This is a genomic window from Pseudomonas sp. R84 (genome assembly GCF_009834515.1).
In the GTDB taxonomy this organism is placed as follows: domain Bacteria; phylum Pseudomonadota; class Gammaproteobacteria; order Pseudomonadales; family Pseudomonadaceae; genus Aquipseudomonas.
In genome coordinates, this window is record NZ_CP019426.1 from 2,701,960 (window position 1) to 2,722,936 (window position 20,977).

Annotated in this window: 15 protein-coding genes; 9 read left to right on the forward strand and 6 right to left on the reverse strand. The window is 58.9% G+C overall.

What is annotated here, in order from left to right; genetic code table 11:
- Positions 1 to 16 precede the first annotated feature (16 nt).
- The 3 genes from PspR84_RS12140 to PspR84_RS12150 all read right to left on the reverse strand — a co-directional run bounded on the left by PspR84_RS12140 (position 17) and on the right by PspR84_RS12150 (position 7,462).
- A complete protein-coding gene (locus PspR84_RS12140; RefSeq protein ID WP_160057434.1) occupies positions 17 to 4,684 on the reverse strand; it encodes a DUF6543 domain-containing protein in 4,668 nt (1,555 codons plus the stop codon).
- A gap of 110 nt (positions 4,685 to 4,794) precedes the next feature.
- A complete protein-coding gene (locus tag PspR84_RS12145) occupies positions 4,795 to 5,514 on the reverse strand; it encodes a FadR/GntR family transcriptional regulator (protein WP_160057435.1) in 720 nt (239 codons plus the stop codon).
- A gap of 211 nt (positions 5,515 to 5,725) precedes the next feature.
- Positions 5,726 to 7,462 carry an IlvD/Edd family dehydratase gene (locus PspR84_RS12150; protein WP_007917984.1) on the reverse strand — a complete coding sequence of 579 codons (1,737 nt, stop codon included), beginning with the start codon at positions 7,460 to 7,462 and terminating at the stop codon, positions 5,726 to 5,728.
- A 193-nt stretch (positions 7,463 to 7,655) separates the two neighbouring features.
- On the opposite strand from PspR84_RS12150, the gene PspR84_RS12155 reads away from it, so the two are divergent.
- The 8 genes from PspR84_RS12155 (at position 7,656) to PspR84_RS12190 (ending at position 14,461) form a co-directional block, all read left to right on the forward strand.
- Positions 7,656 to 8,978 (forward strand): MFS transporter, encoded by a 1,323-nt coding sequence (locus PspR84_RS12155; protein WP_038368111.1) that lies wholly within the window; start codon positions 7,656 to 7,658, stop codon positions 8,976 to 8,978.
- A 145-nt stretch (positions 8,979 to 9,123) separates the two neighbouring features.
- Positions 9,124 to 10,116, forward strand: a complete 993-nt coding sequence (araD1, locus tag PspR84_RS12160; RefSeq protein ID WP_160057436.1) for an AraD1 family protein — start codon at positions 9,124 to 9,126, stop codon at positions 10,114 to 10,116.
- A gap of 9 nt (positions 10,117 to 10,125) precedes the next feature.
- A complete protein-coding gene (locus PspR84_RS12165; RefSeq protein ID WP_160057437.1) occupies positions 10,126 to 11,706 on the forward strand; it encodes an aldehyde dehydrogenase (NADP(+)) in 1,581 nt (526 codons plus the stop codon).
- A 179-nt stretch (positions 11,707 to 11,885) separates the two neighbouring features.
- A complete protein-coding gene (locus tag PspR84_RS12170; RefSeq protein ID WP_160057438.1) occupies positions 11,886 to 12,197 on the forward strand; it encodes a DUF5629 family protein in 312 nt (103 codons plus the stop codon).
- The gene (locus PspR84_RS12175) at positions 12,184 to 13,359 is read left to right on the forward strand and encodes a lactonase family protein (protein ID WP_160057439.1); all 1,176 of its coding nucleotides are present in this window, start codon (positions 12,184 to 12,186) and stop codon (positions 13,357 to 13,359) included. Before PspR84_RS12170 ends, PspR84_RS12175 begins: the two co-directional genes overlap by 14 nt.
- Before the next feature lie 156 nt (positions 13,360 to 13,515).
- Complete coding sequence (locus PspR84_RS12180; protein ID WP_026000548.1) at positions 13,516 to 13,695, forward strand: hypothetical protein; 180 nt, start codon at positions 13,516 to 13,518, stop codon at positions 13,693 to 13,695.
- Between the two features lie 299 nt (positions 13,696 to 13,994).
- On the forward strand, positions 13,995 to 14,207 hold the full coding sequence (locus PspR84_RS12185; RefSeq protein WP_160057440.1) for a hypothetical protein: 213 nt from the start codon (positions 13,995 to 13,997) through the stop codon (positions 14,205 to 14,207).
- Positions 14,204 to 14,461 carry a hypothetical protein gene (locus PspR84_RS12190; RefSeq protein WP_160057441.1) on the forward strand — a complete coding sequence of 86 codons (258 nt, stop codon included), beginning with the start codon at positions 14,204 to 14,206 and terminating at the stop codon, positions 14,459 to 14,461. Before PspR84_RS12185 ends, PspR84_RS12190 begins: the two co-directional genes overlap by 4 nt.
- A 95-nt stretch (positions 14,462 to 14,556) precedes the next feature.
- Here PspR84_RS12190 and PspR84_RS12195 read toward each other — a convergent pair whose 3' ends face one another.
- Genes PspR84_RS12195 through PspR84_RS12205 form a run of 3 tightly spaced genes read right to left on the reverse strand, consistent with a single transcriptional unit; the run spans position 14,557 to position 20,020 of the window.
- A complete protein-coding gene (locus tag PspR84_RS12195) occupies positions 14,557 to 15,141 on the reverse strand; it encodes a glutathione S-transferase (protein WP_160057442.1) in 585 nt (194 codons plus the stop codon).
- On the reverse strand, positions 15,138 to 18,779 hold the full coding sequence (locus tag PspR84_RS12200) for an SbcC/MukB-like Walker B domain-containing protein (RefSeq protein WP_160057443.1): 3,642 nt from the start codon (positions 18,777 to 18,779) through the stop codon (positions 15,138 to 15,140). The genes PspR84_RS12195 and PspR84_RS12200 overlap by 4 nt, the downstream gene beginning before the upstream one ends.
- Positions 18,776 to 20,020 carry an exonuclease SbcCD subunit D C-terminal domain-containing protein gene (locus PspR84_RS12205; RefSeq protein ID WP_160057444.1) on the reverse strand — a complete coding sequence of 415 codons (1,245 nt, stop codon included), beginning with the start codon at positions 20,018 to 20,020 and terminating at the stop codon, positions 18,776 to 18,778. Before PspR84_RS12205 ends, PspR84_RS12200 begins: the two co-directional genes overlap by 4 nt.
- A 212-nt stretch (positions 20,021 to 20,232) precedes the next feature.
- Here PspR84_RS12205 and PspR84_RS12210 point away from each other — a divergent pair, with 212 nt between their 5' ends.
- Positions 20,233 to 20,778 (forward strand): hypothetical protein, encoded by a 546-nt coding sequence (locus PspR84_RS12210; RefSeq protein WP_178121144.1) that lies wholly within the window; start codon positions 20,233 to 20,235, stop codon positions 20,776 to 20,778.
- Positions 20,779 to 20,977: the final 199 nt, after the last annotated feature.

The window sequence follows — 20,977 nt, forward strand, 5'->3', positions numbered from 1 at the left end:
GCGGCTTTTTTTGGGTTCAGCGTGGTTCAATTGGCAGGAATATCAGGGCCAGTTCATCGCTGATGTTCGCCCGATGGATGTCGATTTTCTGCCGTGAGTCCGCGGCTTTCGCCAACGCCGTCTCGTAGTTTTCATATCGCTGATCTTTGGTTTTCAGATGTGTGCGTCTGTAATTGGCCTTCGCGTCAGTGAGATTGTCATAGTGAAAGTGCGCGTACCAAAGGGGAGTGTCCTCGTTGACCATCAAGGTGTATTCCTGCATGAAGTCTTTTCGCCCGGTTGTCAGCTGAACGCGTTTACCGTCCGTGCGAGCGTAAATGACTTTCTTGTTCAGCAAATACTCGACTCCTTCGCTAGTCGGTGGTGCGGCCAGCGTCATCTGTGTGCGCAGTTCAATGGCTTTGGTATTGATAACCGTCGCCTTGTCCCTTAGTTGACTGATCAGCCGGGCATCCGGCTCGTTATTCGCTGGAGCCTGCACATGGCTTTCGAGCTTGCTCGCAAATTCGGCGAGTTTCGTTGCCTCACGCTGCAACTGTTCTTCAATCTCCTTGGGGTAACTGGCTCGGAGCGCATACCCCTCGATTTTCAGCATCTCCTGGTCAACCTTGGCCAAGGCTTTTCGAGCATAACCCTTCAGTTGTGAGTAGGGCGTTGCCACCGTCGCGGCGTCGGCCCTGCGGGGTGTGATCTCCTTCCAGACATCCGGTTGTTTTTCCTCGAAAGAAGCGAGGATGCCTTCGTCCATCGGGTTTCTGACATCGACGATGTTCGTGACCTGACCCGCTACCGGGGTACGCAAGTCGCCGATCAATACACCTTTTGTGTCGGTTTTGATAACGCGCTTGTGACTGGCCCTTGGCCTGACCGGTCTGGCGGGTTTTGCAGGTTTTGCAGGTTTGGCCGCAGCAGTGCTGGAGCCGGCTTGAGGAGCAGGTGACTCGGGCGGTTCAGGCAGTTGCTGCAGTTCGTCTGCCAAGCGACGTTCAGCGTCGTTGCGCAGTTCGACGATGATCTCGCGCAAGCGACTGAAATTGCTCGGCTCCAGTTCCTCGCTGTTGAAAATGCCGATACTTTCCAGCGCGTCCTGCGCCTTGCCGTAGCGTTCGACCAGGTTGTCAAACACGGCAATACGTTCCTTGCTGTCAAACACTTCCAGGCCTTGCAGATCGGAGTGTGAACGAGACAGCACCACCACAGGCTCAACAGCGTCGTCCAGGCCGACGACGGTTTCAAATTCCAGGGTCTTGATACTCAGCGGACGCAGTACTCCAAGTTGAAAAGCCCTGAGTCGCAAGGCTGTCAGTTCTTCGGGGCGGCCACTGGTCAATTGTTCCCAGGCAGAAGGCGTGGTTTTGTCTGGGATCTTTTTCAATTCCTGCAACCGGATTTCCACTTCGTCATAGAGCTTGATCATCGTTTCATTGACGGTGGAGGTTTCGCGGAGAAACTCAAGGTAGCGGTTCCTCATGGCGTCCCCTCCGGTTAACAACGCTACGCTGGTTTGGTCACGATTAATGTTGAACTCGCGATATTTGACGATTATGGCTCGACGGTCCAGGTCAGCCATTACGATCTGTTTTCTGAGGTTATTGATGCTGTTTCTCAGCAATGGCCTGATGCGGGAAACATCCGGATCGGTTTTTTTCAGCTCGGCAATTTCCTTTTGTTCGGCGATCTGCTGAAGGTAGGTTTCGGTCTGTTGTTCCAGCTTGGCGCTGAACAATTGCCTGAGTCGCGTTCGTTCCGGCTCGGTGATACCCGTGCGATTCATCAACTGTTCAGCGAAATCCACGCGTGCCTGAGCTCCCGCCTGCTGAGCGATAAAATTGTCGTAGTTTTCATCCAGTTTTTCGATGCGGCGATTTTTTTGGTCTCGCTGCTTGCTGATTCTTGCTTTGGGACCGCCGCCACCCAGTTTCAGGCCATGATCCAGACGCCATTGCCCTTGGCCGTTGCTTCGTAACTTGATGCCTGGATGGTCCGGGTGGAACAGGTACACCTCACCGAAGCCCGGCACGATACGCACGCGAAACAGCAGGCCGGCAAGGCTGGCGTGCCACTCGTTGGCAATCAGATATAACCCTTTGAAAGGGCCGGTTGTGGTCGGACTGGGCAGAGGTGTCGGCCACGGAACATGCATCTCCCGAAACGTGTCAAGCAACCTGGCCGAAGTCGAGTCCCGGGCTGTCGAGAAGTTGAAATCCAGCACCGTATTGCCATCGCCAGGTGGCGCGGAGGGCAACCCGGGGGCCTCCTCACGCACCACTGGATCAAATGGCGACGGGTATGGATGGCGTAACGGTTCAAGAGCCAGCGGGACGACCCTGTCGACGCTACCGGGCAACGCGGCGCTACTGGATTCCTTCGCCACATGCAGCACGACCAGGCCAATATTCAACAAAAGGTCGGTCCACGCCTGGTTCCGGGTCGTTGCATCATCACTGTCCAATGCCGGAATATCGTTGATCAGGCTATGGGTGAGCTGAAGCATCCAGCCGACGATCATTGCCGGGCCGCGCAACGGCAGGAGCAGGAGGTTGAAGATCAGCCAGCCACCTTCAAGCATGATCGCCCAGCGGCTCTCTGCATTGGACACAGCTTGCTGGTCTGCAAACTGGACCAATGCCTGAGCATTGCTGACGAACAGGCTGCGCAATACCCGATTCTCTTCGACAGCCTTCAACCATTCAGCGGCGGCTGCGTTGCCAACCAATATCGCGGGCGCAGGTTTTTCGAACGAAGGGAATTCGTCGCCAATATGAAAATGGCGGATGTGCGGTTCATTGAAACCGTTGTTGGCGTAGATCGGTCTGGTTCGATCAGTGAGCCATGTCAGCACACTGTCTTGCAGCGGTCCGGGAAGGGCGATCGCCTTGAATAGATCCCTGCGACTCGCGTATTGCTGAAGGGCAGGCGTATACAGCGGGCGATAAAGAATGTGGGGACCCTCGGCATTCAGGTCTTTGGCTTCGATGACAAACATGTTGGCGACTGTATCGATGGCGGCATCTGCTTTGCGTTGAAACGCCAATGGCCTGATGACGATGGCCTGCCCTTCGACAAGGCGGTCGGTGCTGCTGCCCTTCATCAGCGCGTTGACGTACCGGTAGCCCAGTCGGTTAAAACCGTGCTCGCCCCGAATCGAATGTTCGAGCGCCTGCAGCGGTAACTGAATGGCAAGCTCCAGCGCAAACAGTCGCTCGCGCTCGCGCGTCTCGGTACTGTGTCCCAGCAATAACGTATCGATCAGTTGCGGATAGTGTTTGCCGACATCGACGCGTTTTACCAAATCCAGCAGGTACGCCTCGGTGGTCCAGTCCTGAATCAGTTGATTACCTGTGTGCCGAATGGTCATCCGGCCTTTTGGCTTGCCCGCAAGGTTCTTGATTGCCAGTTCGGTCAGGGACATTTTCACCTTTTCGATGTAGCCGCTGCCCATGTCACCGACAGGCACGTGAAAGGTCAGCTCCAATTCGTCGGCGTTGTAACCGGGCGCCTGGGGTTTGTCCTCCAGCATCTGCTTGTGCAGTGCTTTTTTCGCAAAGGTGTGAAGGTCGTCAATCCCGTCACTGAAGGATCGCCCCCGGGTTTGCTGCCGGGTCCTCGCGAGCGCCAGAACGTGTTGCCGGTAGGCCATTCGATTGTCTGCACTCGCTGTTTGCAACCAGTCCGGAAGGCCCGCCTGGATCGGGACAAGGTTGTGCAGATCGGGCGTCTCGTCGACGAACACGCGGGCGAGATCAGTGATTGCGTCAATCCGCCTTTGCAATTCGTCCAGAGTTTGGTTAGCGGGCAGCTTGAGTGCTGCCAGATTGTCCAACTGCTGATTCAGCAGCAGGGCGGCCTGCAGGTCGAAGATATTGCCGTCAGGCTCGAAGCGCTTCCAGGTCGTCACGTCGGCCGAAAAGTCTCGTTGAAAACGCTTGGCCCACGCCAGGCCAAAACTCTCCAGTGATGTATAGGCCTCGACGCGACCGGTCAAACTGCACAATAGATGGGTTTGCCCGCAGCTGACCAAAAGATCGGGTGCCTGCAACGTGGCCGAGCGCTTGCCTTTGCTCAGTGTCGTTTGCAGTGTGCAGGCTTGCAGGGCACTGCCCGGACGCTGCCTGCGATCGGGGTGTTCAGCCAGCTCTGCCAGTATTCCGGCCTGCAAGGCGTCAACAGTGACGTGGCGAACCGCTGCCGTTTTCAACACCCCGGCAAGCAAGTCACCCAGCCATTGCCAGCGGCTGATCCCCGTGTTGTTGTCGTCGCTCCAGTAGTTCGTCAGAGCGTCCTGCAAGCCGATGTACACAATGCTCGGCAGTTCGAGGATCACGTTGGAAATGACCTGCATATCGGGCCAGGGTGCGAAACCCTTACCGGTGCGCATCTGCTTGGGGACTTTGTTGGTCAGGAAACAGTTGCGATCGTATTGATCGGAAAGGTCGAGTTTCACGCCACTGGCAAGGTATTCCAGTACCTCGTCGAGTAATAAAGACAGGCGCCAGGCGCCCCCGGGAATGGGCAGCGCAATTCGGGTCAGATAGGGGTCGAACTCGAGGTCGGGATATTTTTCCAGCAAGCCGTCCTTGAGCAGACGCGCGGTTTCCGAGCGCAATGTCGGGCGGTTGCTGAACCGGGCGCTGACGGCCCGGGCGATGATATTGGTTGAGTCCGTTGGGTCGGAGGTAGGCATAGTGCAATCCTTGGCACGTTGGGGATTGCACACGGTAAAACGCAGTACGTATTCAGGTGCGGTAACGGGATACCGCACATCAAATCATTCAAAGCTTGAAGCGGGCGCGGTTACACAGGGTCGTTGCCCAATACAACATTCAATGCACTGCGCGCATCATCGAGCTGAACCAGCGTGGCATGCCGGGCGCCAAGGGCGTCGCGGTTTTCGATGGCGGTAAGAATTGCTTTGTGCCGCGGCAACGCCAATTCATGCAGATTCGGCCGCTGATTCGAATGCTTCAACGCTTCGGCAATCGCCACCGACAACATGTTGCACAGGTTCGCCAGCAAATCGTTGTGCGTCGCATCGGCAATCCGGCTATGAAAATCCAGATCCGGCTGCAACAAGGCTTCCGGTGTCGGCGCCGCTTCCATGCGCTGGTAAGCCTCGCCGATCGCGGCAATATCAGCCTCGGTCGCATGTTGAGCGGCGAGGGCGGCAGCCGCCGGCTCGATAATGCTGCGCACACTGGTCAGCACATTGAAGAATTCATTCTGCGGGCTGCTTTGCATCAGCCAGTGCAGCACGTCCGGGTCGAGCATGTGCCATTCGCGGCGGGCCTTGACCACAGTTCCCACACGCGGCTTGGAATACACCAGACCTTTGGCCACCAACACCCGCGTCGCTTCACGCAATACCGGCCGGCTGACCGCGTACTCCTCGCAGAGCAAGGCTTCGGCGGGCAGTTTGTCGTCGGGCTTGAAGCGTCCGGAGACGATCTGCATGCCCAGTTCCTGGACGATGCGCGAGTGCATGCTTTTGCGGTCGGAGGGTTTGCGGTAATCCATGGGGAACGGCGCGATCCTGAGCGATGGAGATGCCGCGCATCATAGCAGGCACGGCACAATCCTGAGGGAGTACACAAAACCAAATGTAGGAGTGAGCCTGCTCGCGATAGCGGCGTGTCAGATGAACAATTGCTAACTTACACACCGCTATCGCGAGCAGGCTCACTCCTACAGGGGAATACATTCCAATGCAGGCTATGATGCTGGGCCGTTAATGGGAGTGGCGTGGGACTTCGGCGCCTCGGCAACCGACCAGGAAATCAAAGTCACAACCCTGATCCGCCTGCAGCACATGGTCGATGTACAACTGGCGATATCCGCCCACCAGCAACTGCTGCGGTGGCTGCAGATCCGCCATGCGTGCCGCCAGTTCGGCATCCGGAATATCCAGATGCAGACGCCCGGTGGCGCAATCCAGCTCGATCCAGTCGCCTTCCTTCACCGTCGCCAGAGGCCCGCCGGCCGCCGCTTCCGGCGCCACATGCAGAACCACGGTGCCGTACGCCGTGCCGCTCATTCGCGCATCAGAAATGCGCACCATGTCCGTCACACCCTGCGCGAGCAGTTTGGCCGGCAAGCCCATGTTGCCGACTTCAGCCATGCCCGGATAACCCTTCGGCCCGCAGTTTTTCATCACCAGAATCGAATCCTTATCGACATCCAGCTCCGGATCATTGATCCGCGCCTTGTACATGTCGAAGTTCTCGAACACCACCGCACGCCCGCGATGCTGCATCAGTTCCGGGGTCGCAGCGGAGGGCTTGAGCACCGCACCGAGTGGCGCCAGATTGCCGCGCAGCACGCAGATGCCACCGTCGGCGCGGATCGGATTGTCGAGGGTGCGGATCACTTCGTCTTCGCCATAGATCGGCGCGTCCTTGGTGTTCTCGCCGATCGACTTGCCGTTGACGGTCAGTGCATTCGGGTTTGGAATCAGATTGGCCTCACCGAGACGACGCAGCACCGCTGGTAAGCCACCGGCGTAATAGAACTCTTCCATCAGGAAACGCCCCGACGGTTGCAGGTCGACAATGGTCGGCATGCCGCGACCGATGCGGGTCCAGTCGTCCAGATCCAGCTCGACGCCGATGCGCCCGGCGATGGCCTTCAAGTGAATCACCGCGTTGGTCGAACCACCGATAGCAGCGTTCACGCGGATAGCGTTCTCAAAGGCTTCTTTAGTCAGAATCTTCGACAGCTTCAAATCTTCGCGCACCATCTCCACCGCACGCATGCCGGACATGTGCGCCAGCACATAACGTCGTGCGTCCACCGCTGGAATCGCCGCGTTGTGCGGCAGCGAAGTGCCGAGTGCTTCAGCCATGCACGCCATAGTCGATGCGGTGCCCATGGTGTTGCAGGTGCCCGCCGACCGCGACATGCCGCCCTCGGCTGCGAGGAAATCGTCAATGGTGATGGTGCCAGCCTTGACCTGCTCGCTGAGCTGCCAGACCACCGTGCCGGAACCGATGTCTTTGCCTTTGTGCTTGCCGTTGAGCATCGGCCCGCCAGTGACAACGATGGCCGGCACGTCGCAACTGGCCGCGCCCATCAGCAGCGCCGGGGTGGTTTTGTCGCAGCCGGTCAGCAGCACCACACCGTCGATCGGGTTGCCGCGAATCGCTTCTTCAACGTCCATGCTTGCCAGGTTGCGGGTGAGCATGGCGGTCGGGCGCAGGTTCGATTCGCCGTTGGAGAACACCGGGAACTCCACTGGAAAGCCACCGGCCTCGATCACCCCGCGTTTGACGTGCTCCGCGATCTGGCGGAAGTGCGCGTTGCACGGGGTCAGTTCCGACCAGGTGTTGCAGATGCCGATGATCGGCTTGCCGTGAAACTGGTGGTCGGCGATGCCCTGATTCTTCATCCAGCTGCGGTACATGAAGCCGTTCTTGTCGGCCGTGCCAAACCATTGGGCGGAGCGCAGGGTGGGTTTCTTATCAGACATGATCGATTCTCTTATTGTATGACTATAGTGTTCCAGCTACGGCTTAATCTAAGCGTAAAATCCAAGGTTTGGAAGTGTTGTTGGTGAATTAGTATTACTATATAGTCGTTTTCGACGGAGGGATGGCCCTGGCGGTTTTCCGTGAGAGGCGTCCCCCGAGGTTCTATAAAAACAACAATCGGAGACCGATCTCATGAGCCAGGAACTGCGGCTGATACGGCGCATTACGCTGAAACTGATTCCCTTCCTGATCCTGCTGTACCTGATCGCCTATGTGGATCGCTCCGCCGTCGGCTTCGCCAAGCTGCACATGGGCGCCGACATCGGTATCGGCGACGCGGCCTACGGCCTCGGCGCCGGGCTGTTCTTTATTGGTTATTTCCTCCTCGAAATCCCTAGCAATCTGATGCTTGAACGCTTCGGCGCACGGCGTTGGTTCGCGCGAATCATGATTACCTGGGGCGCGATCACCATCGGCATGGCCTTCGTTCAGGGCCCGCACAGTTTCTACGTGATGCGCTTTCTGCTCGGCGCGGCCGAGGCGGGGTTCTTTCCGGGCGTTCTCTACTACATCACCCAATGGTTCCCGGTACGCCATCGCGGCAAGATCCTTGGCCTGTTCATCCTTTCCCAGCCGATCGCGATGATGATCACCGGCCCGGTGTCCGGCGGTTTGCTCGGCATGGATGGCGTTCTGGGTCTGCACGGCTGGCAGTGGCTGTTTATCGTCATTGGCACCCCGGCGATCCTGCTGACCTGGCCGGTGTTGCGCTGGTTGCCGGACGGCCCGCAGCAAGTGAAGTGGATGGATCAGGCAGAGAAAGACTGGCTGACCGGTGAGCTGAAAAAGGACCTGCAGGAGTACGGCCAGACCCGCCACGGCAACCCGTTGCATGCGCTGAAAGACAAACGCGTTTTGCTCTTGGCGCTGTTCTATCTGCCGGTGACGTTGAGCATTTATGGCCTCGGTCTATGGTTGCCGACGCTGATCAAACAGTTTGGCGGCAGCGATCTGGTCACCGGTTTCGTCTCGTCGGTGCCGTACATCTTCGGGATTATCGGTTTGCTGATCGTGCCGCGCAGTTCCGATCGTTTAAATGATCGTTACGGACATCTGGCTGTTCTGTATGTGCTGGGTGCGATTGGCTTGTTCCTCAGTGCCTGGCTGTCGTTGCCGGTAGCGCAGTTGGCGGCGCTGTGTCTGGTGGCGTTTGCGCTGTTTTCCTGCACGGCGGTGTTCTGGACCTTGCCGGGACGGTTCTTTGCCGGCGCGAGTGCGGCGGCGGGGATTGCGTTGATCAATTCGGTGGGGAATCTGGGTGGGTACATCGGGCCGTTTGTGATTGGCGCGTTGAAGGAATACACCGGCAATTTGGCGTCCGGCCTGTATTTCCTGTCGGGCGTGATGGTGTTCGGTTTGATCCTGACGGGCGTGGTTTACCGCGTGCTGGAACGCAAACACGTCCTGCCGGTTGACCAATTTGCCGCCAGCGCCCGTGGCGCAACCCGCACCTGACAGACCCACACCGGTCCCCTGTAGGAGTGAGCCTGCTCGCGATAGCGGTCTATCAGTTGACAACTTTTTGGCTGACACACCGCTATCGCGAGCAGGCTCACTCCTACAAGGATCTGCGGTGTTTCGAATAACACAGGAGAAAAACATGCATCTGGTTCAATTCGAATTAAGCAACGGCGAGCGCCGCGTCGGCGTGGTCGACAACGCTCTGGTGCGCGAAGTGCAGGATGCGCGCAGCGTGCGCGATCTGGCGCTGGCCGCCATCGAGGCCGGCCACTCCCTTGAGCAGCACGTGCAAAACCTCGGCCTCGGCATCAGCCACGACTACGCCGAACTACTGTCGCAACTGCGCATTCTGCCGCCACTCGACCATCCGGACCCGGCACATATGCTGGTCAGCGGTACCGGCCTGACCCACCTGGGCAGCGCCTCGGCGCGGGACAAAATGCACCAGCAGGCCGGCGACGAAGCGGCGATGACCGACACCATGCGCATTTTCAAATGGGGCGTGGAGGGCGGCAAACCGGCGGCGGGGCAGGCCGGTGTGCAACCGGAATGGTTCTACAAGGGCGATGGCAGCATCGTCGTGCGTCCGGGCCAACCTTTCCCGGTGCCGCCGTTCGCCGAGGATGCCGGTGAAGAACCGGAGATGGCCGGCCTCTATGTGATCGGTCACGACGGTAAGCCTTATCGTCTCGGTTTCGCGGTGGGCAACGAGTTCTCCGACCACGTCATGGAGCGCAAGAATTACCTGTACCTCGCGCACTCGAAATTGCGCAGTTGCAGTTATGGCCCGGAACTTCGCACCGGTGAATTGCCTCAACACCTTGCCGGCACCAGTCGAATTCTGCGTGACGGCGAAGTGCTCTGGCAGAACGAGTTTCTCAGCGGCGAGGCGAACATGTGCCACAGCCTCGCCAACCTCGAATACCACCACTTCAAATACCGTCAGTTCTTGCGTCCGGGCGACGTGCACATTCACTTCTTCGGCACCGCGACGCTGTCGTTCGCCGATGGCATCCGCACGCAACCGGGCGACCTGTTCGAAATCAGCCAGGCCGAATTCGGCGCACCGCTGGTCAACGGCATCGTGCCGATCGCAGGCGCTTTTGCGCCGGACAGCATCGGCACCCTTTAAGGAGATCCCATGACTCAGATTCTCGGTCACAACTACATTGGCGGTCAGCGCAGCGCTGCTGGCGACGTCAAACTGCAATCCGTCGATGCCACGACGGGCGAACAGTTGCCGCACGATTTCATTCAGGCCACGGCCGAAGAGGTCGACGCCGCCGCCAAAGCCGCTGCTGCCGCGTACCCGGCCTATCGCAGCCTCAGCGCCGAACGCCGCGCGCAGTTTCTCGACGCGATCGCCGATGAACTGGATGCCCTTGGTGATGATTTTGTCGCCGTGGTCTGCCGTGAAACCGCGTTGCCGGCCGGACGCATACAAGGCGAGCGCGGACGCACCAGCGGGCAGATGCGCCTGTTCGCCAAGGTTCTGCGTCGAGGTGATTTTTATGGTGCGCGAATCGATTTACCGCTGCCGGATCGCCAACCGCTGCCACGTCCGGATCTGCGCCAGTACCGCATCGGCCTCGGCCCTGTCGCGGTGTTCGGCGCAAGCAACTTTCCACTGGCATTTTCCACCGCTGGCGGCGACACCGCGTCGGCGCTGGCTGCCGGTTGCCCGGTGGTGTTCAAGGCCCACAGCGGTCACATGGCCACGGCTGAACTGGTCGCCGATGCACTGATCCGTGCCGCCGAAAAAACCTCGATGCCGGCCGGCGTATTCAACATGATCTACGGCGGTGGCGTCGGCGAATGGCTGGTCAAGCATCCGGCGATCCAGGCGGTCGGTTTCACCGGTTCGCTCAAGGGCGGACGCGCACTGTGCGACATGGCCGCGGCACGCCCGCAACCGATCCCAGTGTTTGCCGAAATGTCGAGCATCAACCCGGTGATCGTCCTGCCGCAGGCCCTTGCCGAGCGTTCGGAAACGGTTGCCCGCGACCTGACCGCTTCGGTGGTGCAGGGCTGCGGTCAGTTCTGTACCAATCCGGGACTGGTCATTGGCATCCGCTCGCCAGAGTTCAGCGCGTTCGTTCAGCAAGTCGCCGGTCTGATCGGTGATCAGCCAGCGCAAACCATGCTCAACGCCGGCACCCTCGGCAGCTACGGCAAAGGTTTGCAGAAGCTGTTGGCACATCCGGGCATCGAGCATCTGGCCGGCAATCCGCAGCAGGGTAATCAGGCGCAGCCGCAGTTGTTCAAGGCCGATGCCAGCCTGTTGATCGATGGCGATGAAGTGCTGCAGGAAGAAGTGTTCGGCCCGACCACGGTGATTGTCGAAGTGGCGGATCAGGCGCAACTCAGCGCTGCGTTGAACGGTCTGCACGGGCAACTCACCGCGACGATCATTGGCGAGCTGGCGGACTTCGAGCGCTTCGCAGAACTGACACCGCTGCTGGAACAGAAGGTCGGGCGGATCCTGCTCAACGGTTATCCTACCGGTGTCGAAGTGTGCGATTCGATGGTCCACGGCGGTCCATACCCGGCGACGTCCGATGCGCGTGGCACCTCCGTCGGTACCCTGGCTATCGATCGCTTCCTGCGCCCGGTATGCTTCCAGAACTACCCGGACAGCTTGCTGCCGGAGCCACTGAAAAACGCCAACCCGCTGCGCATCCAGCGCCTCGTCGACGGCAAGCCCTCACGCGACGCCCTGTAACCGACAGCCAATATCCCCTGTGGGAGCGAGCCTGCTCGCGAATGCATTCTTTCAGTCAGCCTTTCATGGCCTGACACACCGCATTCGCGAGCAGGCTCGCTCCCACAAGGGTTCCCATAAGGCCTCTGGATCACATTGAGCTATCATTGGCCCTTTCCCCCCTAGAAAGACTGTTTGCCATGACTGCCCAAACCCTTCTCGACGTCCTCGAACACTCCGATATGGTCGAAATCGACGGCCTGCACGCCTTCGAATTTTTCCTTGATGAAGACGACAACCTGCACATCGAATGCATCGACGGCCGAGCGGTCAAGTATTGGGAATTCACCCCGGCTCAGGTTGCAGCGGCAACGTTTGATGACTCCCTGCAAAGCTGGCTGATCGTCGGTTATTTCAATGAAACCAAAGCGATCGGCGAACACCGCCTGGTTTGTCATGGCGATGTAGTCAGCAGCAGCGATGACGAGGAAGAATCTGATGAAAATGCGTAAATTCTGGCCGCTGCTGATGGCCGGCAGCGTCGGCGCCATGGGCCTGTCCACGGCCTCTGCAGAAAGCTTCCAGTTGCTGGTCGGTTCCTATACCGCCAACACCAGCCAAGGCCTCTATCGAATGAACTTCGACAGTGCCACCGGCCAGATCGCTGCCAAACCGCTGCAAGTGGTCAAAAGCGAAAATCCGTCATGGCTGACATTGTCCAAAGACCAGCGCAGGCTGTTCGTGGTCAATGAAAACGGCCCGGGCCAGAAAGACCCGGTCGGCCGTGTCAGCAGCTATTCGATTGATCCGAAAACCCACACGCTGACCCTGATCAATCAAGTGCAAAGCCTGGGCAACGAGCCGACCCATTCGAGCCTCAGCGGTGATGCCAGTCACTTGTTCGTCAGCAACTATTCGGTGATGGAAGATCCGGGTGGAACGCTGGCGGTATTGCCGGTTGGTGCCGACGGCAAACTCAAACCCGTCGTGCAGATGAGCGCGCATCCGGCGAGCCGGATCAATCTTGAGCGCCAGGCCTCCAACCACGTGCACTCGACGGTTTCTTCGCCTGACGGCCGCTACGTGTTTTCCAACGATCTGGGCGCGGACAAGGTCTTCGTCTACCTGTTCGATCCGAAGGCCAACCCGGACTTGCCGCTGACACCTGCGATGACCGCTGCAGTGCCCTTGCCGGCCGGCAGCGGCCCGCGTCATCTGCTGTTCAGCGCTGACGGCAAACACGCCTGGCTGACCATGGAAATGAGCGCGCAGGTCGCGGTGTTCGACTACCACGACGGCGTGCTGACGCAGACGCAACTGGTCGACCTGGCCGCCGGCCAGCCGACCTCGGACAAGGCCGGTGCGGCGCTGCATGCCTCGGCCGATGGCAAGTTCCTCTACGTCAGCAACCGTGGTACCGCCAATCAATTGGTGGTGTTCGCGATCGATCCGGCCACCGGCCAGCTCAAAGAGCTGCAAAAGCGTTCGGTGGAAGGCGATCACCCGCGCGAGTTCAGCCTCGATCCAAGCGGCAAATTCCTGCTGATCGCCAACCAGAAAAGCAACGAAATCGTCGTCGTCGAGCGCGATGGCAAGACCGGTCTGCTCGGAAAAACCGTGCAGAAACTGCCGATGGACGCCCCCAGCGACCTCAAGTTCATAGTGCGACAATAAGCCACAGGCCCCGGTTTTCGGGGCCTGTCTCTTTGTATTAATCGCGCTGATATCCGGTAATGCTACAAAGCATTTCAAGCGATCAACCCTCGAGCGTTAAGTTTGCTTCACAGCCCAATCGGGCAAACAAGCCAACCGCACACGAGGGTTACCGCCATGAACTTCAATCTCTTCTCCGTAATTGCCGCTTCCGCCATCTCTGCCACCGTGGTACTGCCAGCCGGTGCCAACGTTGAAATCGCCAGCAAAAAATCCCACACCCAGAGCTACACCCAGAAATACCTGCAACAAAGCGCCAACTTCTACGCCGCCCTGGATCACAAAGCCCAACACTGAAAGTCTGCAGACAACTCCCTTGTAGGAGCTGCCGAAGGCTGCGATCTTTTGATCTTGTTTGATCGTTCCCACGCAGAGCGTGGGAACGATCGGCAAAAGCAAAATCAAAAGATCGCAGCCTTCGGCAGCTCCTACACGTGTGCGTGTGTTGTTCGCAGCACGATAGGTTTCTTCAAACACGCAAATAGACTGGCTAAATAATCAACGAAGCTGATGTTTACTATGGAAAACCCTGAGTGGTTGCCACGGCTTTTTTGATCGATTCTGTGGACATCGAAACATGCCCACGGGAGAACACCATGGCCAGCGCAATCATTCATTCAGCCAAACGCGGCGCCTATCTGGCCATCGGTCTTTACCTGGCCGTAGTGTTGGTCGTCAGCATCGCCTCGCAGATGGAACACAGCTTCGAAGCGCCGATTCAAGTCGCCCACCCCGGCGTCCAGTTCGAAGTCCGCTCGCAAAGCGTGATGGTCGACCGGGCCGAACTCGCGGGAGTCGGCGGAGCATGAAAGGCTACAGACTTTGGGTAGTCGCCGGTTTGGCGTTTTTCACCAACGGCGCTTCATTATTGGGTATCGGTCAAGGCTCGGTGGGGGCATTGGCCCGGGCCATAGAGGCTAATCACACGATCGCGCACAACATCGAACGGGCGAATACCTTAGGGCTGATGGCAGGCAATCCGCCGGTAAAGGTTTCGGCGGATTTTCTCGGGCCTTTCGAAGTCGATTGCATGGCACTCGGCATGTGCCATGCGCTGGCTTGACCTCTGTAGGAGCTGCCGAAGGCTGCGATCTTTTGATCTTGTTTTTAAAAGATCAGAATCAAAAGATCGCAGCCTCCGGCAGCTCCTACAGTGAGTTACTTCTTCATGATCGAAGTGAAGAGCTCGGATTCGAGGAAGCGCTGCAACCAGGCCTGTAAGCGAACATAAGGCGTCTGTGCAAACCACTCGCGATCCACATGGGCAAACTGCCGAACGAAGGGCAGCAGGGCGATATCTGCCAGGCTCGGATGGTCGGCCAGAAGATAATCGCGATCGTTGAGCAGCGCTTCCAGCCGCTGCAAATACACCGCGCCTTCAGCCCGATAAACCTCCATTGGCTGCTCGGGATAACGCTCGGCATACTTGTAGCGATTCAACTGCACCTTGAACCCCTGATCATTCGCCTCGATCAATTCAGCAATCCGCGAGTCGCCATCAAGCAACCAACCCTGCGGATCATTCTGCGCCAACGCCCAGCGCATGATCTCCAGACTTTCATCAATTACCAGCCCACCGGCATCCAGCACCGGCACCGTACCCTTGGGAGAGATCGCCAGCATCTCGGCCGGTTTGGCCTTGAGGCTGACTTCAACGATCTCCACGGGCACACCCGAATAGCGCAGTGCCATTCGCGCGCGCATCGCGTACGGGCAGCGGCGGAAGGAGTACAGCGTGTTCATTTCACCTCCAGTGTGCTCAAACCATTGCCCTGACGCTGCACCTGAATCTGCACCGGAATCCGCTCGTGCATTTCCTGCACATGGGAAATCACTGCCACTTTGCGGCCCTGCGCTTGCAAGCCATCGAGCGCATCCATGGCCAGTTGCAGCGACTCCGGATCAAGGCTGCCAAAACCTTCATCAATAAACAGCGATTCGATCTTCAGCGTACTTGACGCCATCGACGCCAGGCCTAACGCCAACGCCAACGACACCAGGAACGTCTCGCCGCCAGACAACGAATGCACCGAGCGCAGTTCATCGCCCATTTCGGTGTCCATCACCAGCAGGCCGAGCATGCTGCCGCCGCGTTTCAAGCGATAGCGTTTGACCAGTTGGCGCAGTTGCACGTTGGCGTGATGCACCAGCAAGTCGAGGTTGTAAGCCTGGGCGATCTTGCGGAAGGTGTCGCCGGTGGCCGAGCCGATCAAGGCACTGAGTCGCGCCCAGCGTTGATACTCGGCATATGCCGAGGCAATCTGCTGCGCCAGTGCCTGATTGGCGTTCTGCCGGCGCTGGTCTTCGACCTGTTCGGCGCGCAATTCGGCGCACTGCTGTTCGCTGACGGTGAACTGGTTTTGCAGGTCCGCGAGGGCGCTGGCCAGTTGTTCGGCATCCAGATTGCCGTTGTGCTGCGCCTGATGATCGAGCAGACGCTGGTCACGCTCCTGCAACAACACCTTGGCCTGTTCGATGGCTTTTTCGTTGTGCTGCAAGCGCTGGCGCAGCTCGGCGACCTGCCCGTCGTCGACCCGCAACAGGTCTTCGAGGCCGCCGTCATCCAGTTCAGGATGGCGAGCGCGCCAGTCGGCAATCTTGCTGGCCAGATCCTGGTCTTCGCTTTGCAGCGCCTGCAAACGTTCCTGCTGCGCCTTGAGTTCGGCGGCGATCTGCACGAGTTGCGTGCGCACGTTCTGCAGTTCCTGCGCGGTACCGGTTTCGGCATTGCGCGCCTGCTCAACCGCTTGCTCAAGCTGCTGCTGCCAGTGTTCGGCGCTGCTGTGCTCGCCGAGCAACTGTGCAAGTTTTTGCTGGCAGGCTTGCTGTTGCTCAGTGAGCGCGGCGAATTGCTGTTCGGCGCTGAGCAACTGCTGTGCGCGGGTCTGCTGGCGATCCTGCTCCTTCTCCAGCGTCTGCTGACGTTGTTGCTGTTCGGTCTGCTCCTCCTTCTGCTGATCGACCTGCGCCAGGCGCTCGGCAATCTGCCGGTCGAGCTGCATGAAGGTCGCCGCCGGTTCCTGGCGCAAGGCCTCAAGGGTGTCGGCCGGCAGTAGACTGCCGAACGCAGTGAGTTCTTCGTCGAGGCGCTGACGGTCGCTGCTCAGCTCGCGCTGCTGATTGCTCAGGTGCTGCGCCGCTTGTTGATGCGTAGTTTCGGCCTGACGCAATTGCTGGGTCAGACGCGCGGCATCCTGTTGCAGGGTGAGCAGGGCGCTCTGGCGTTGTTCGTCCTGAGTGATGCTCTGGTTCAGTTGCTCGTTTTGCCGGGCGAGCCAGCCATCGCGCTTGTCGGCGTCCTGATTGAACAACTGCGCGGACAGCGGATGCGCGTCGAGGCTTGGCGCCAACGCTTGTTGCTGAGTGGCCAGTTGTTCCTGCTGTTGCAGTAATTCTTTTTGCTGAGCTATCACGCCACCGACTTCGGCGCGCAGTTCGATGAGTTTTTCCTTGAGCTGATCGACTACTTGCTGAGCGTTGGCCTGTTCGCTTTCGTCGTGGCGGCCGAGGCTTTGCAACAGCGCTTCGGGCTGATGATACGGATGCTCGTTGCTGCCGCAGACCGGACACGGCTGATCATCCTGCAACTGCGCGCGCAACTCTTCGACGCTGGCACTGCGCGCCAGCCGCTGACGTTCAAGCAGCTCGCGAGTGACGTTGAGGGTTTGCTCGGCAACGGTCAGCTCGGCCTTGGTTTTTATGCCGTCCTGAGTCAGCCGCTCGCGTTCCAGCTGGGCGCTGAGCTGGCGTTGTTGCAGTTCGCTGCTGCGCTTGTCGAGATCTTGCTGCGTGGCCCACAGACGCGACAGGTCTTCGAAGGCGCGCAGTTGTTTACGGTTGTCCTGCAACAGCGTGCTGAGGAGGCCGATCTGTTCGGCGACGGCATCAGGTTCGGCGCCGGCCTCCTTGAATAGCATTTCCAGTTGCTGCTTTTGCGTGGTCAGCTCTGCGGCGCTGCGAGTGGCGTTTTCTTCGAGGCTCGCCAGTTCCGCCTGACCCTTGTTCAAGCGATTGCCGATCAACATCAACTGTTGCAGGCGATCGCGGTAGGCATTCCACGCATCACTCAGCGGTGCCAGATGGGTACTTTGCTCCAGCTCAGCGGCGATGCGTTGTAGGCGTTCGGCGACTTGGGTCTGTTTATCCAGCAAGGCTTGAATGGCATTCTGGCCCTCGGTGCAAGCCTGCTGCGCATTGAGCTTGGCTTCGGTACTTTGCGCGACATCCTTGGCCAGACGGGCGAGGGTGCTTTGCTCATCAAAGGCCTGACGCAACAGCGGCGCGTTTTCACTTTGCCGTTGCTGCGCTTCGCTCAGGGCAACTTTCGCCGCTTCCAGAGTTTGCTCCAGTTGCGTCTGGCGCTCAGTCAGTTCGGCATGTTGCCGGGTGTGCGCGGCAATTTGCGCGGCCAGTGGCGTCAGCAGGGCATCGAGTTCGCTTTTGCGCGCGAACTGATGCCGCTGCGGGCCGAGCTGCTCCAGCCGCGTCAGTTTCACCCGTTCGCCGGCCAGACTGTCGGATTGCTGCTGTGCGCTGTGCAATTGCTCGGTGGCAGCTTGCTGCGCGTCCTGCAACACACGCAAATCCTTGAGCCAGCTGTGTTGTTGCTCAAGTTGTTTGAGCTGCGCCTGCTGCAACTTCATTTGCTGTTGTGCAGCATTGAAACGCTCATCCAGCTCGGCCCGGGCTTCAGGTGCCAACGGGGTCACGCCGGTGGCCTGATCCTGCAACAGCTTGTGCGCTTCGCGGGCCTCTTTGGTCTTGTCGAAGGCGCGGCGGCCGAGGCGGGTGTACAGCGCGGTGTCGGTGAGCTTTTCCAGCAGCTCGCTGCGGTCGTTGTCGTCAGCCTTGAGGAATGCGCTGAACTCGCTCTGGGCCAGCAGCACGGCGCGGGTGAACTGTTCGAAGTTCAGGCCGAGCGCAGCTTCCAGTTGAGTTTTGTATTCGCCTTTTTGGCTGGCGAGCAGTTGATCCTGATCGATGTCGCGCAGGCTCTGACGGCTGGCCTGCAGCTTGCCGCCGGCCTTCTCGCGGGCGCGGTTGGCCTCCCAGCGCGCACGATAACGACGGCCATCGACACCGACGAAATCCACTTCGGCATAACCTTCGCCGGTACCGCGACGCAGCAGAGTGCGCGGGTCGCCGGTGGCGATTTCACCGTCGGCATCCGGGACTTTGGCGTCACGTCCGGTGTTGTTCAGACGCGGCACAGCGCCAAACAACGCCAGGCACAACGCGTCGAGCAGGGTGCTTTTACCGGCGCCGGTCGGGCCGGTGATCGCGAACAAACCGGCGCTGGCCAATGGTTCACCGGTGAAATCGATTTCGAACGGGCCGGCCAGCGAGGCCAGGTTCTTCAAGCGAATGGCGAGAATCTTCATGGCTGCTCGCCCTCCAGTTGTACGTCCTGCAGCAATTCGGCAAAGTCCTTCAGCGTCTGCTCATCGACCTCGTTGCCGTAGTTGTCGAGCCAGGCGCGGCTGAACAGTTCTTGCGGAGTAAGTTGGTCGAGTTCGATCAGTGCGGCGCCGTCTTCGGTACCGTCAGCTCCACGATTGCCGGCGTATTCGGCGGCGATGCGCACCAGGCGCACGGCTTTGCCTTGCAGGGCGCTTTCGACTTGATGGCGCAAATCCGGCTGCGGCTCGTCGAGGGTTACCCGTACTTCCAGCCACGGTTGACGCTGGGTTTCGGCGAGCAGGTCGATGTTCGGCAGATCGGCCAGTTGCAGCAGAATCTCGGCCAGCGGTGCCGGGCCGATGCGTTGCAGATTGACCGAGCGCGGGATCAGTTTCGGCTCGACGCTGACCAGGGTTTCACCGTCGAGAATGACGTCGAGGATCTGGTGCTGATAGCCAATCTCCGAAAACGACAACGGAATCGGCGAGCCGCTATAACGAATGCGTTCTTCACCGTTGACCTTCTGCGGCTTGTGCAAATGGCCGAGGGCGACATAGCTGATGCTCGGCCCGAACAGGCTGGCGGGCAGGGCTTCGGCGTTGCCGATGATCAGGCTGCGCTCGGAGTCTTCCGACACCGAACCGCCGGCCATGTGCGCGTGGCTGATGGCGATCAGCGCCTGACCGGGTTTGCGCTTGGCGTTGGCCGCTTCGATCAGCCATTCATGCACCTGACCGATGCCGCGCAGATAGTTGTCGCCCAGATGCGCGCCAGTCACCTCCGCCGGACGCAGGAACGGCAGCGCCAGACACCACGCAGCAATTTCGCCTTGGGCATTGGGCAACGGCAGCAGCAGACGCTCGGCATCGAGTTGACCGTCATCCAGCCACAGCACCCGACCCAGCGCATGGGTGCGCAAACGGCGCATCAGCGGCGCGGGCAGTTCGATCCGCGAGCCGGAATCGTGGTTGCCGGCAATCATCACGATGGTCAGCAACGGCTGCTGTTCGTGGGCGCTGACGATGAAATCGTAGAGGCGTTCCTGGGCTTTGACCGGCGGATTGACCGTGTCGAAGATGTCCCCGGCAATCAGCAGCACATCCGGCTGCGCCAGTTGCAGTTGGCGCAGCAGCCATTCGAGGAAGCACGCATGCTCGAAATCGCGCTCCTGGCCGTGCAGGTTTTGCCCAAGGTGCCAGTCGGAGGTGTGGAACAGACGCAAGGTGGACTCCGCAACAATTAAAGAGGTGATGGCCGCGAAGAAATGAAGGGCGGCGAAAGAGGGGAGAGTTTACAGATTATTGCGGTGGGAGGGCTTGTCCGGACGGCACGCGGCCGGGCATTTCGATGAATCCCTTGATTGACGCCCAAACAGCAGCTATCTAGTATCTGGCCATCATATTGATATCACCTCGGATGCATGGAGCAAACGCAGTGCAACTGATCAACTCTATACCCCCGGTCATCGACACTGAACAATATGACGCCTGGAAGAAACAGTGGGCGAATCAGGAAGGCCTGGATATCCATTCTTACATCCATGATCAATGCCACCCGGAACAGATGCTGGTGTTTTCGACATTGTTCTTCCCGACGTTCGTCATGTCTCAAGGGGGCGTTTTTCTAGAGCGAAATTTTTCAGTAGAAACGTTCGCGCGCTGCTTGAGTCTGGCCTCTCACGACATGGCAGAGGCTGAGCGACTGTTGAATTATGTGAAGCTCTACGATGTTTTTGGTCAATACGGGGATGGCGTATCAGCAAGCATATTTCTGCAGTTGTGCGAGGTCATTGGTTTTGCCTGGCGCATGGTGCTGAAGGAAAAATTCCCGGACAAATCATTTAGTGTCGAGGTCTCGAACTCCGACGAAAATTACGGTCCGGTGATTACGTTTTATCAGGTGAAGCAATTATTGATAGTGGGTCGGCAGGCTTTCCGCCCGGAGAATCCGGACAGTGAAGATACTTTGCCCGAGGTGTGAGCAGGACCACATTGTCGGTGCCAGTATCAGGGCTACCGGGACTGAGTTATTTATATGCCCAGAGTGTGACGCCATCTGGTTTTCAATTGAGAAAATCGGCGTTGGACCTTTTATGGATTATGGTACTTACATGCAAAGCATGGGGCTTTCAATGCTGTGGGACGAGTTGGACGTCATTTCCGAAGAGCCATAGGTGGTG